The 13,073-nt window shown below is 62.6% G+C and carries 12 protein-coding genes; 8 read left to right on the forward strand and 4 right to left on the reverse strand.

The window, feature by feature from the left end; all coding sequences use genetic code 11:
- Positions 1-3 precede the first annotated feature (3 nt).
- From ACZ41T_RS00990 to ACZ41T_RS01010, 5 genes are all read left to right on the forward strand, one after another.
- The gene (locus tag ACZ41T_RS00990) at positions 4-609 is read left to right on the forward strand and encodes an ABC transporter permease (RefSeq protein ID WP_464922665.1); all 606 of its coding nucleotides are present in this window, start codon (positions 4-6) and stop codon (positions 607-609) included.
- Positions 606-1,841, forward strand: a complete 1,236-nt coding sequence (locus tag ACZ41T_RS00995; protein WP_464922666.1) for an MFS transporter — start codon at positions 606-608, stop codon at positions 1,839-1,841. The genes ACZ41T_RS00990 and ACZ41T_RS00995 overlap by 4 nt, the downstream gene beginning before the upstream one ends.
- Positions 1,842-1,902: 61 nt before the next feature.
- Entirely contained in the window at positions 1,903-2,898 is a 996-nt protein-coding gene (locus ACZ41T_RS01000) for a lipid A deacylase LpxR family protein (RefSeq protein ID WP_464922667.1), read from the forward strand.
- Positions 2,899-3,073: 175 nt separating this feature from the next.
- Entirely contained in the window at positions 3,074-3,241 is a 168-nt protein-coding gene (locus ACZ41T_RS01005; protein WP_018078973.1) for a CDGSH iron-sulfur domain-containing protein, read from the forward strand.
- A gap of 481 nt (positions 3,242-3,722) precedes the next feature.
- Positions 3,723-4,151 carry a MarR family winged helix-turn-helix transcriptional regulator gene (locus ACZ41T_RS01010; protein WP_026177554.1) on the forward strand — a complete coding sequence of 143 codons (429 nt, stop codon included), beginning with the start codon at positions 3,723-3,725 and terminating at the stop codon, positions 4,149-4,151.
- A 209-nt stretch (positions 4,152-4,360) separates the two neighbouring features.
- Here ACZ41T_RS01010 and ACZ41T_RS01015 read toward each other — a convergent pair whose 3' ends face one another.
- The gene (locus tag ACZ41T_RS01015; protein ID WP_464921300.1) at positions 4,361-5,734 is read right to left on the reverse strand and encodes an IS1182 family transposase; all 1,374 of its coding nucleotides are present in this window, start codon (positions 5,732-5,734) and stop codon (positions 4,361-4,363) included.
- Between the two features lie 82 nt (positions 5,735-5,816).
- On the opposite strand from ACZ41T_RS01015, the gene ACZ41T_RS01020 reads away from it, so the two are divergent.
- From ACZ41T_RS01020 to ACZ41T_RS01030, 3 genes are all read left to right on the forward strand, one after another.
- Positions 5,817-6,854 (forward strand): HlyD family secretion protein, encoded by a 1,038-nt coding sequence (locus ACZ41T_RS01020; protein WP_018078970.1) that lies wholly within the window; start codon positions 5,817-5,819, stop codon positions 6,852-6,854.
- A gap of 10 nt (positions 6,855-6,864) precedes the next feature.
- Positions 6,865-8,412 carry a DHA2 family efflux MFS transporter permease subunit gene (locus tag ACZ41T_RS01025; protein ID WP_018078969.1) on the forward strand — a complete coding sequence of 516 codons (1,548 nt, stop codon included), beginning with the start codon at positions 6,865-6,867 and terminating at the stop codon, positions 8,410-8,412.
- Positions 8,413-8,493: 81 nt separating this feature from the next.
- Positions 8,494-8,961, forward strand: coding sequence for a universal stress protein (locus ACZ41T_RS01030; RefSeq protein WP_018078968.1), 468 nt, complete (start codon positions 8,494-8,496; stop codon positions 8,959-8,961).
- Positions 8,962-9,256: 295 nt separating this feature from the next.
- On the opposite strand, the gene ACZ41T_RS01035 is transcribed toward ACZ41T_RS01030, so the two are convergent.
- Genes ACZ41T_RS01035 through ACZ41T_RS01045 form a run of 3 tightly spaced genes read right to left on the reverse strand, consistent with a single transcriptional unit; the run spans position 9,257 to position 13,073 of the window.
- On the reverse strand, positions 9,257-9,877 hold the full coding sequence (locus tag ACZ41T_RS01035) for a nucleotidyltransferase family protein (RefSeq protein WP_464922668.1): 621 nt from the start codon (positions 9,875-9,877) through the stop codon (positions 9,257-9,259).
- A complete protein-coding gene (locus ACZ41T_RS01040; protein ID WP_018078966.1) occupies positions 9,874-10,878 on the reverse strand; it encodes an XdhC family protein in 1,005 nt (334 codons plus the stop codon). Before ACZ41T_RS01040 ends, ACZ41T_RS01035 begins: the two co-directional genes overlap by 4 nt.
- Positions 10,878-13,073 (reverse strand): xanthine dehydrogenase family protein molybdopterin-binding subunit, encoded by a 2,196-nt coding sequence (locus tag ACZ41T_RS01045; RefSeq protein ID WP_018078965.1) that lies wholly within the window; start codon positions 13,071-13,073, stop codon positions 10,878-10,880. The genes ACZ41T_RS01040 and ACZ41T_RS01045 overlap by 1 nt, the downstream gene beginning before the upstream one ends.

Here is a 13,073-nt window from a genome sequence, read left to right on the forward strand (position 1 = left end):
TAAGTGCAAATCAACACCGTCATGGAGGTCATCAGCGCCATCACCATGCTTTCCATCGTCCTCACTGGTGCCGCACTCATCCGCGAGCGCGAGCACGGGACGGTGGAACACCTGCTGGTAATGCCGGTGACGCCTTTCGAGATTATGAGCAGCAAGGTATTAGCCATGGCCCTGGTCGTGCTCGCGGCCTCGTGGTTCTCGTTGACGTTCATTGTCCGCGGCCTGCTTGCAGTCCCCATCGAAGGCTCAGTCGCGCTGTTTTTCGCGGGTGCGACCCTGCACCTGTTCGCGACCACGTCCATGGGCATCTTCCTCGCCACCCTCGCCCGCACGATGCCGCAGTTCGGGCTGCTGCTGTTGATGTTCCTGCTGCCGCTGCAGGTCCTGTCGGGTGGCATGACGCCGCGCGAAAGCATGCCTGACGCCGTCCAGTTCATCATGCAGGCCGCGCCCAACACCCACTTCGTCATGCTCTCCCAGGCCATTCTCTATCGTGGCGCCGGCCTCGATGTGGTCTGGCCGCAGTTCCTCAGCCTGGCGGCAATCGGTGCGGTCCTGTTCACGCTGGCCCTGGCGCGCTTCCGTAAAACGCTGGCAACGATGGCATGAGTTCGCGCACCGAACAAACTTCGCCTCGTTCGCGCGTCCCGGGCAAATGGCGCGCACTGCCGACCGGCATCTGGGCACTCGGATTCGGCTCGCTGTTCATGGACATATCCTCCGAGATGATCCATAGCCTCCTGCCGGTCTTCATGGTCACCGTACTGGGCGCCTCCATGGTGACCGTCGGCGTTATCGAAGGGATTGCAGAGGCTACGGCAGCCATCTTGAAAGTGTTCTCGGGTGCGCTGAGCGACTATCTTGGCAAGCGCAAATTCCTGATGATCCTTGGCTACGGACTCGCGGCATTCACCAAGCCCATTTTTCCGCTGGCCTCGTCGATCGGCTGGGTGTTCACGGCGCGTTTCGTCGATCGCATCGGCAAAGGCATTCGCGGGGCGCCGCGCGACGCCCTGATTGCCGACATTTCGCCAGCACCATTGCGCGGCGCGGCCTATGGTTTGCGGCAGGCGCTTGATTCGGTGGGCGCCCTGCTCGGTCCGCTGCTGGCGGTGGCCTTCATGATATGGCTTGCCGATGACATCCGTGCGGTGATGTGGATAGCCGTGGTGCCAGCCTTCATTGCGGTGGCGCTGCTCATGATTTACGTACGCGACCCTGAGCGCACGCATGCAACCGGCGACGTAAAATCCCCACTCGCACGGGCCAACATCAAGCGCCTGCCGCTGCGCTACTGGCTGGTTGTGCTGTTGGGGGCGGTCTTTACGCTCGCCCGCTTCAGCGACGCCTTTCTGGTGCTGCGGGCACAGGACATTGGCCTCGCGCTCGGCTATGTGCCGGTGGTCATGGTCGTGATGAACGTTTTCTATGCCGGCGCCGCCTATCCGGCCGGGGCCGCCGCTGACCGCTTCCACCCGCGCACCTTGTTGCTGATCGGACTCGCGCTGCTCATCGCAGCGGACATGGTGCTGGCCGCAGCCCGAGGCGCACTGGGCGTCTTTGCCGGTGTCGCGCTGTGGGGCCTGCACATGGCCTTTACCCAGGGCCTGTTGTCGAAACTCGTCGCTGACACGGTGCCGACGCAATTGCGCGGCACCGGGTTCGGCATCTTCAATCTCGTCAGCGGCGGTGCGCTACTGCTCGCCAGCGTGCTGGCTGGCGTTCTGTGGAGCGCCATTGGACCTGCTGCGACGTTCCTGGCCGGTGCCGGTTTCGCTGCCCTCGCCGCAATCGGGCTCCTTACTGTGGACGCCGGGCATCGTAATCGAGACAAGGAATGACATGGGCAGACCTGTTCCCCCTGCACCCGGCGCGATCCCTCATAACACTGGCAACGATGGCATGAAAAGAATAGTCGGACTCATAGCGTGGCTTGTTATCGAGGGCGCCAGCCCGGCTGTGGCCTGGTCGGTGGAACCGGAAAAGACCGGGACGCTGAGCTTCGTACTCGAAAACGACATGTTCCAGGGGAGCGACAGCCACTACACGAACGGCGTGCGGGTGGTCTGGGTACCGGGACCGGATGCCTCCACACAGGAATGGGCCATCAAACTGGCCCGCCTCGTGCCGTGGTTCCCCGAGCAAGGCGAGGTTCGCCATGGCTATGCCTTCGGCCAAAGCATGTTCGTGCCGAGTGATATCACCATCGCAGATCCGCCCCCGGGGGAACGCCCCTATGCAGGCTGGCTGTATGGGACGGTGGGCCTGGGCGTGGAGTCGGGCAAGCAGCTCGACCAGTTCGGCATCACCCTCGGCGTGGTCGGCCCGGCCTCTCTGGCCGAGCAGAGCCAGAAATTCATCCACAATGTTGTCGGGTCTAATGAACCACGCGGCTGGGACACCCAGCTCCGCAATGAGCCGGGTGTCATCCTGACCTACCAGCGCAGCTGGCGGGAATTCGCGACCACGACCTTCCTGGGGTACCAGTTGGACTTCACGCCCCACGCAGGGGCCGCACTCGGCAACGTGTTCACCTATGCCAATGCAGGCGTCACGCTGCGTTACGGTAAACGACTGCCCAGCGACTACGGGCCGCCGCGCATCCAGCCCGGCTTGCCGGGCTCGGCAGCCTTCGCCCCGGTGTCCGATTTCGGCTGGTACCTGTTTGCCGGTGTCGAAGGACGCGCGATTGCCCACAACATCTTTCTCGACGGCAACACCTTCCGCGACAGCCGCAGCGTGGACAAAAAACCCCTGGTCGGCGACCTGCAGTTCGGCCTGGTACTGGACTGGTCCGATATTCGTTTCAGTTACACCCACATACTGCGCACGCGCGAGTTCCGAACCCAGGAGAAATTCGACGGCTTTGGCGCGCTCAGCGTATCGATAAAGTTTTAAGCCATCCTGCACCATGGAGCGTAAATTGCCCCACAAACCATACGGACTTGCAGATGGCCGATGCGGCTAGAATGACCTTTTTGCGCAGGAGCCCCATGTCCGAACCGTTGTATACGACCGCAATCTCGCCGAACTCGAACCCGGCGAATACTGGTGGTGCTCGTGCGGCCGCTCGATGACGCAACCGTTCTGCGACGGCTCGCACGAAGGCACCGACATGGAGCCGATGTCGATCGTCATCGAAGAAAAAACCACGGTATGGCTGTGCAGATGGCTCTCGGCTGAGAGCCCCCAAAAAAACCGCACTTCAATCGGCTCGGAGTTATCGGAAAAGCAGGGGTGATTCAGGAAGGGATTGTTTGTGACAAAGAAAAAATAGCACCGACGGCGCTTGTCAGGGAAACCGGGACATCAAGAACGTCCTGAGTGAGCTCGCGACTATCCCGGCGGATATCCGACCGGGGGTGCCAATCCGCTTCCAGCCGCAATGGGAGGCCTTGCCGACGGCCCCGGAGCCTGAGCTTGGGCGTTGACGATCGGCTTTTGACAGACAATCAGACCTTCTCCGAGATTTACCGGGTCGTTCGTTCCTGGCCGAACGCAGAAGCTCAAGGCCGACATCCACTACGATTCGCGCCTGCGTCTGCTATCAGGAAAGACGTACTTCCCGACCCTGAAGAGGCCTTCAGTCGTCTGATTTGTGACTGCGACACGGCATCCTCCTAAACGAATCGTGCAGGAGGATGCCGGCTAAACGCTGGCCTCTTGTCACACTAGCAAGCCACCAATATAATAAGTACTGCTTACTATAAGAGCGGTGACTCGTGGAATTGCGACAAGACAGTCTCGGCTTTCTGCTGACGGATGTTTCCCGCCTGATGCGTCGGGCCTTCCAGCAACGCCTGGAAGGAAGCTCTCTCACACTGGCGCAGGCGCGTGCACTCGTTTACGTCTCTCGCCATGAGGGTGTTCGCCAGGTCGATTTGGCGGAAATGCTGGAAGTCCAACCCATCACGCTCGCCCGTTTGATTGACCAGCTCACGGATGCCGGTTTAGTCGAACGTCGCCCTGATCCCAACGATCGGCGGGCATATCGGGTGTTTCTGACGCCTGCCGCCGCCCCCCATCTGGCCGCAATCGAGCAGGTCGCAGCGGTGATCCGGACGGTCGCTCTGCACGATCTGGACAAGCAGCAAGCCGCCACGCTCCTCCTCGCCTTGAACAAGATGCGCGACAACCTGGCCTCACGCTAACGCCCTTCAGCAGAACATTTATCCCGGAGTATTAAGTTCATGAGAGATGTCCCAACCAGTGACGAATCATCTCGCACCGAGCAGCCTGTCGGACTTGGAGCCCCGCACGGCAGCAATTTCCCCGCCGGGACGGTATTTGCACAATATTTAGGCATTTTTAGTCGTTCATCGCCGCATCGGTATCAAATTTGAACGGGTTTCTGCTCTTTTCAGGCGCTTGGGACGGATTTCTGGCGCAACACGGCCATGCGTTTCAAATTCCACGCCAGACATACCAGCGTCCACTCGCCCTTCGCCTTCTCCAAACCACGCAGCAAGAACTGCCTGAACCCCATCACCGATTTGATGATGCCAAACACCGGTTCCACGCTCTGCTTCCTCAGCGCATACAGCATCCGCCCCAGTTTGGTCTTGAGTTTATGCGCCATCTTTTGCATCGGCGTGGCGTCCGCTTCCAACTGCGGCGGCTCGGTGAAACGCTCGCGCCAGCCGGGATGGTGATCTTCGCGGGCGACGGCAATGTAAGGTTCAACTCCAGCTTCTTCGCAAGCGGTGATGTTGTTCGCGCTGCAATAGCCCGTGTCAGCCAGCAGGGCATCGACTGTGCCCAGGCTGGCGGGTAGCGCACCGAGCTTGTCCAGCATCGGCTGAACCTGCTGTTTGTCGTTGCCCGCATTCGTGAGTGATGCCGCCACTACCAGCATCGTCGGCGCATCGACCGCCGCCTGAGCGTTGTAGCACTGCTCAAAGCCGCCGCCGGCAATCTTCATGATGCGGGATTCCTCGTCGGTGAGATTGATCTGGTCTTCCGGACGGGGTTCCGGCGTCGGCGGCTGGGGCGGCTTGCCGCTGGGCTTCTTGCCTGATTCCGCTGCGCGTGCGGCTCGCTGGGCGAGCTTCGTTTCATAAGCCGCTTGTTCCGCTTCGAAGCGGGCTCGGGCACGCGCTTCGATCTTGGCTTTGGCGGCGGCCATGACGGCCAGCCGGTCTTCACGGCGTTTGATTTCTGCGGGCAGATTCACGCCATCCGGGATGTCGGCCTGGTCAGCGGCTTCGGCTGTCGCCAGCAGGTCTTGTACTTCGGCCTTGAGTTGGGTTTCGAGCTTGACGATGTGGCCGTGCGAGAGCGCACTGTGGCGGGAGGCGTTGGCGTGAACCTTGGTGCCGTCGAGGCTGACTGTCCCCAGCTTCAGGAGCTTCATCTCGCTCGCCAGTTCGAGCACTTGCAGGAACACGCCGGCGAGTTCTTCAAGAAAGCGGCGGCGGAAGCTGGCGAGCGTGTCGTGATCGGGGTGGCTGCCTGCGGCGAGGTAGCGGAAGGCGACGGAATCGTAGGTGGCGCGTTCGATGCGGCGGCTGGAGAAGGTGGCGGTGGCGTAGCCGTAAACCAGCAGGCTGAGCAGGACTTCAGGGTGGTAGGCGGCGCTGCCGCGCCCGGCATAGACGCGGGTCAGTTCGGTGAGGTCGAGTTGTTCGATGGCTTCGACGATGAAACGCGCCAGGTGGTCTTGGGGAAGCCAGTCTTCGACCGAGGGCGGCAGCAGGTAGGCAGTCTTGCGGTCGATCGGGCGGAAGCGGCTCATGCGATGGAGGGGCTCGGATTCGATAGCGGGATTATCGCGGATTGGAAGACGAATTGGGGGTTCAAGTCCGACAGGCTGCTAGGTGGCACGTCCGTCGAAACGCCGCCTGAAACGGCTGGTCCTGCTTGTCGTGGTGCCGCTGATCGTCGCACTCGTCATCGGGGTCGTGTACCTCAGGAGCGGCCGTTTCGTCGATACCGACAACGCCTACGTCAAGGCCGACATGGTGCCGGTCAGTGCCGAGGTGTCCGGAACGATCAAGCAGGTGCTGGTCCGGGAAAACCAGTCTGTCGCTGCGGGTCAGCCGCTGTTCCGGATCGACCCGGCGCCGTTTCAGGTGGCGGTCGCCAAAGCCGAAGCCAAACTGGCGCAGGTGCGCGTCGATCTTGCAGCAACGAAGGCGGGCTTTCGCGAAAAGCAGGCCGAAATTGCCCTGGCGCAAACCCGCTACGCCTTTGCGCGAAAAGACCAGCAACGACAGGCCGATCTGGTAGCACGCAAATTCATTTCGCCTTCCCGGTTCGACGACGCGAAACAAACCACCGACCTCGCCGGGCAACAAATCGGCGCGCTGAATCAGGACCTGAAACGCATCGCGGAAACCCTGGGCGGCAGCGTCGATGCGCCGGTCGAGCGCCATCCGGCGTATCTCGCCGCGCTGGCCGAACTCGATCAAGCGAAGCTCGATCTGGCGCGCGTCGAAGTACGCGCCTCGTTGCCCGGCACCGTGAGCAAACCGCCCAAGCCCGGGCAGTTCGTCGCCGCGGGCGCGACGGCGATGGCCCTGGTGGTCAGCGGCCATGCGTGGATCGAGGCCAATTTCACCGAGACCGATCTCACCTACGTTCATCCGGGGCAGCCGGTCACGATTCATATCGACACCTACCCCGACGCAGAATGGACAGGCACGGTGGACAGCCTGAGCCCGGCCACCGGTGCGGAGTTCTCGGTCATCCCCGCGCAGAACGCCACCGGAAACTGGGTCAAGATCGCCCAGCGGGTGGCAGTGCGGATCAGACTCGACGCCGCGCCGGATCTGCCGCAATTGCGCGCGGGCCTGAGCGCGGTGGTCGAGATCGACACCGGCCATCGCCGTCGCCTGTTCGGATACACGCTCTGAGGCCGCGCGCATGAACGCGCCTGCGGCAGCCGTCCAACCGGAAAGCGCCAAGCGCATCTGGGTCGCCATGTCGGTGATGCTGGCGACCATCATGCAGGCGCTGGACACCACCATTGCCAACGTTGCGCTGCCGCATATGCAGGGGACGATGGGTGCGACCCAGGATCAGATTTCCTGGGTGCTCACATCCTATATCGTGGCGGCGGCCATCTTCATGCCGCTGACCGGGTTTATCACCGCGCGCTGGGGGCGCAAGCGCGTTTTCATGTGGTCGGTAGTCGGCTTCACGCTGGCGTCGATGCTGTGCGGCGCGGCGCAAACCCTGCCCGAGATCGTGTTGTTCCGCCTGCTGCAGGGGATTTTTGGCGCGAGTCTGGTGCCGTTGTCGCAAGCCGTGCTGCTCGATACCTATCCGCCCGAACAACACGGCAAAGCCATGGCGATGTGGGGCGTAGGCGTGATGGTGGGGCCGATTCTCGGGCCCACGCTTGGAGGCTGGCTGACCGAGTACTATAACTGGCGCTGGGTGTTTTACATCAATCTGCCGTTTGGCGTGCTGGCCTGGCTCGGGCTCGCGGCCTTCGTGCGCGAAACGCCCATCGACCGCACCCGGCGGTTCGATCTGCTCGGCTTCGCACTGCTGAGCCTGGGCATCGGCGCGATGCAAATGATGCTGGACCGCGGGCAATCGCTGGACTGGTTCGCCAACCCGGAAATCGTCGTCGAGGCCCTGCTTGCGGGCCTGGCGCTGTATCTCTTTGTCGCCCACATGTTCACTCACGACCACCCATTCATCGAACCGGGGCTGTTCAAGGATCGCAACTTCAGCGTCGGCCTTGTGCTTATCTTCATCGTCGGCATCATTTTGCTCGCCACCATGGCCTTGCTTCCGCCGTTCATGCAAAGCCTGTTGGGATTCCCTGTGATCGATGTCGGCTATCTGCTGGCTCCGCGCGGCGTGGGTACCATGATCGCCATGATGATGGTAGGCAAACTCTCGGGGCGGCTGGATGTGCGCTACATGATTTTTTTCGGCCTCATCCTGACCAGCCTGTCGCTGTGGGAAATGACCCTATTCAATGCAAACATTGATGGTTGGGACATCGTGCGCACCGGCGTCACGCAGGGGTTTGGCCTCGGCTTCATCTTCGTGCCGCTGTCCACCATCACCTTCGCTTCGCTGGCGGCGCGCTACCGCAATGAGGGCACGGCGCTGTTCAGCCTGATGCGCAACATCGGCAGCAGCATCGGCATCTCGGTGGTGATGACTTATCTGGCGCAACGCACGCAAGCCAATCATGCCGCATTCGCCGACTACATCAATCCGTTCAATCTGGCGCTCAGGCAGGCGGTCGAAGCAGATGCCTACAACCTGACCACACCCCAGGGACTTGCGGCAATCAACGGCGAGGTGACGCGGCAAGCCGCCATGCTGGCCTATTTGCAAGACTTCAGACTGATGATGTGGATCACGCTGATCGCGATCCCGCTGGTTGTGCTACTGCGGGCGCCGGTCAAGCAGGCTGCCGCGAGCGGGGCGCACGCGGCAATAGACTGACTGAAGCACGGTTGGGCAGTATGAGCAGCTATGCCCGCCCGATTGCTCAAACGCTTACAATGCTATCGGAGGAAGATGCACATGTTCCAGACCATTATTTTTGCCTACGACGGCAGCGCCGAGTGCCAGGACGCGCTCGAGGAAGGGATCGCCCTGGCAAGCCGCTTCAACGCCCGCTGTCATCTGCTGGCGGTCATTCCGCCGCCGCCCGCCATGGCTTTGGCGAACGGTCCGCTGCCCGGCGAATACATCGAGGAACAGCAAGCTCGCGTCAATGCCATTCTCGAGACAGGGCTCGCGCGCCTGCGCCAGGCCGGGGTGGAAGCGACAGGCATCCTGAGGACGGACGAATCGTCTGTCGAAGCCATCGGAGCTGTCGCCCATGAGACCGGTGCCGATCTCGTCGTCGTCGGCCATCACCAACGCTCGGCCCTCGACCGCTGGTGGCGCGGCTCGGTCGGCCACTCTCTGCTGGATCATCTGCCATGCAGTCTGCTTGTTTCCATGCCGGGTGGCATGGTGATGAAGGCGGACGCCAAAGGCATATAGCACGCCGCCTGACTGGCGCGACCGCATGGGGATTCAGGGCATCAACTGAAAATTGCCTGGACCCAAGCCTTGGTGAGTTCCCCGGGATGGTCGGGAACTTGCCTCGATGAATTGATTGGCGAGGCTGTCCTTCCGGGCGTCACTCACCTGTCGTCGAGTGGCACAGCCAAGCAAATGGAACCGCTTCTCCTGGTGTGTGAGTGGCTCGCACTTTTCACGCTACCCGATTCACTCATCATGTCCGCCCGAATCCAGACAATGGTGCGGTTGGAATTAGAGTCTACCGAACTAACTACTATAGCTTCACGGTTTTCATGCCAGGAGTATCGATGCGAATGGAGAAAGCGTCTTCTAAGCCGCTGAGATCGGATGGGGTGTCGATGTCGGCGAAAATGCCGGGATCCTCGCATTCAAGCATCTGAATCCGCCCGGCATGGGCGGCGAGCAAAGGATGCGCGCCCTGGTCGCTGCTGAGTTGGGCGAGGTCGTGGAAAAATGCTCGCGCAAAACCGACCGGGTGGCCGCGTCGTCCCTGGTAGCGGGGTGCCGCGATCGGCGCGCCGGCTCGAAGCAGGCTGGCTACGCCGTGGATGGTGTCATGCTGGATGAACGGCATGTCGGCCAGGGCGATCAGCCATCCGTCCTCGTCCTGCGCGGCAGTCACGCCGAAAGCAAGGCTGGTTCCCATGCCGGTTTCTGCTCCGGGACAGAATGCCACCTGCATCCCTTCCGCTTCCAGTAGATGCGCAAGCTGCCGATCTGACGGACGCAGCACCGCAACGCCATGATCAACGCCGCTTAGCAGGTTGCGTGCCGCCTGTACGCCGACCGGGGTGCCGTCGGCCAGGGGGAACAACAGTTTGTCGCTGCCAAAGCGCGTTCCAGTACCCGCCGCCAGCAGAATGCCGACGATCATATGGCTGCGGCCATCGACTGGCGCGAGGTGTGATTCCCGCTTGCTGTGGCGGGCAGAACGCCAAGCCGGATGCCGTGTCGCACCGCGGTCAATTCCGCCAGAATGGATATGGCGATTTCCGGCGGGGTGCGGCTGCCGATAGGCAGACCCACCGGCCCATGCAGGCGGTCAATTTCCGCTTTCGAAAGATCGAACAGGCTCAACCGTTCGCGCCGTCTCAGGTTATTGGCGTTCGAGCCGACGGCGCCGACATAGAATGCCGGCGATTTGAGCGCTTCCAGCAAAGCCATGTCATCCAGCTTGGGATCATGGGTCAAGGCCACCACTGCACAGCGGGCATCGGGCATCAGGGCGTTCACCGCGTCGTCCGGCATGCCGGGAACGAGTTCGGCACCCGCAACATCCCAGGCTGCGCTGTATTCCTCGCGGGGATCGCACACCAGCACCTGATAATCCAGGGCTTGGGCGATCTGCGCCAGATGGCAGGATATCTGGCCGGCGCCGATCACGAGCAGCCGCCAGCGCGGCCCATGTACGGCGATCAGCGTCTGCCCGTCGAACTGCGTGGTTTCGTCGATGTGCGGGGTGTAAAGGTGGATATCGCCGGTGACGAGATCGAGGCGCCGCCCGATCAGCCTGTGCTGCGCGATGTCGTCCTGGATCGCTTGCAGCAGGGGCTTGCCAGGCGCCGGCTCCAGCACCAGTTGCAGCGCGCCGCCGCAGGGCAGGCGGAAACGCTCGCATGCCTCGGCGGAGCCGCCGTAAATGAGCACTTCCGGCCGGATGGGCGGCGCGGCGCGCACCCGCTCGATCAGATCGGCCTCGATGCAGCCGCCGGAAACCGATCCGGCAAGCAGTCCATCGTCGCGCACTGCGAGCATGGCGCCCACCGGGCGCGGGGATGACCCCCAGGTTTGGGTGACGGTGGCGAGCGTCACGCGATGGCCGTCATGCTGCCATTGCAGGCACGTGCGCAGGACTTCCAGGTCCGAGCTTTCCATCATGCACTCCGTAGTTCCGAGGTTTCGAACGGCAGCTTGCGCAGGCGCTTGCCGGTCGCGGCGAACAGCGCGTTGGCGACCGCCGGCGCAAGCGGCGGCACGCCCGGTTCGCCGACGCCGGTGGGCGCCGCTTGAGACGGCACGATGTGTACCTCGACCCGGGGCATTTCGCTGATGCGCAGCAGCGGATAATCATGGAAGTTGGATTGCTCGACGCGTCCCGCCTTGAGGGTGATGGCGCTGTGCAGGGCTGCGGAAAGCCCGAAGCCGATGCCGCCTTCCATCTGTGCCCTGACCTGGTCCGGATTGACCGCGATGCCGCAGTCCACGGCGCATATCACACGATCCACGCTGAACGAACCATCCGGCTTGACGCTGACTTCCGCCACCTCGGCGACAAAGGAGTTGAACGATTCATGCACCGCGATGCCGCGCCCGCGCCGCACCCCGCTTTTCGGCGCCAGCGGTGTGCCCCAGCCGGCCTTGGTCGCGGCCAGTTCCAGCACGCCATTGAGACGCGGATGTTGAATCAGTGTGCGGCGGAACGCATAAGGATCCTTGCCTGCCGCCGCTGCCAGCTCGTCGATGAAAATCTCGGTCGAGAAAGCGGTGTGGGTATGGCCGACGCTGCGCCACCACAGCACCGGCACGCCCAGCTTGGGCGAATGCAGCTCAACGTGCAGATTGGGGATGGCGTAGGCGAGGTTAGATGCGCCCTCGACCGACGTCATGTCGATGCCGTCCTTGACCAGCCCACCTTCGAACGCCGTGCCGGCGGCAATCGACTGGCCAACCAGTCGCTGGTTCCAGGCTACCGGGTTGCCTTGGGCATCCAGCCCTGCGCTGATGGCGTGGACGAACATAGGCCGGTAATAGCCGCCACGGATATCGTCCTCGCGCGTCCACATGAGGTGGATCGGCGCGCTGAGATCGCGTGTGGCCTTCGCCACCGAGACGGCTTCCGCGATGTAGTCGGAGGCGGGATTGGCGCGCCGGCCGAAGCTGCCGCCGGCCAGCAGGGTATGGATTTTCACCTGCTCCGGCTTGATCCCCAAAATTTGGGCAGCGGTGGCCTGATCGCTGGTCTGCGACTGGGAGCCGGCCCAGATTTCGCAACCGCTGTCCTTCAATTGCACGACGCAACTGAGCGGCTCCATCGGTGCGTGGGCGAGATAGGGGAACTCGAATGTCGCTTCCAGTTTTTTTGCCGCCTGGGCGAGGGCCTGCGCCGCATCGCCTTCGCTGCGTGCCACCTTGCCGGGCTGATTCAGCAGCGCCAGGTACTGGTCGCGTTGTTCAGTCGTCGAAACTCGTGCGCCGCCCGATTCGTCCCACTCGATTTGCAGCGCGTCGCGGCCTTTCTTGGCCGACCAGAAGTCCGTCGCGATTACCGCGACGCCTTGCGGCACTTCGACTACGGCACGCACACCGGGTACCGCCTTCGCCCGCTCGGTTTGGACGCGCCTGAGCCTGGCGCCGAAGACCGACGGGCGCGCAAGCAAAGCGGTGAGCTGGCCGGGAAGCCGCACGTCGGAGGCGAATTGGGCGCTGCCGTTGGATTTTGCCTTCGAGTCGGTGCGCTTGAACTGCTTGCCGATGTACTTGAAATCCTGGGGTGATTTGAGTGCTACTTCGGCGGGCTGGGGCATCGTTGCCGCCTTCTCCGCCAGTTGTCCGTAGCTTGCTTTGCGGCCGCTGGGGCGGTGCAGCACCATGCCATCCAGGGTGACGAGGGTGTTGGTATCCACTTTCCAGTTATCCGCCGCTGCCGCGATCAGCATGGCGCGCGCGGTGGCGCCCGCCCGGCGCAACTGCTCGAATGAATTGGCCATGGCGGTACTGCCGCCGGTGCCCTGCATCGGCCCCCAGAGCAGGTTGTTATACAGCTTGGCGTCAGCCGGCGCTGTTTCGACCCTGATCTTTTCCCAGGGCACGTCCAGTTCCTCGGCCACCAGGGTCGGCAGACCGGTATTGACCCCTTGCCCCATTTCCAGATGCTTGACGATCACCGTCACGGTGTCGTCGGGCGCGATCCGGATAAAGGCATTGGGCGCAAAGGGTTTGTCTGTGCCTTGGCCCGCCTTCATCCTGGCGGCGCCGCCGACAGGCAGGTAGAACGCGAGGGTGAGGCCGACGCCCAAGGTGGTGCCGGTTTTCAGGAACGCGCGCCGGCTCGGGTTAATGATTTTGTCCAT

The organism is Thiobacillus thiophilus, assembly GCF_055378705.1.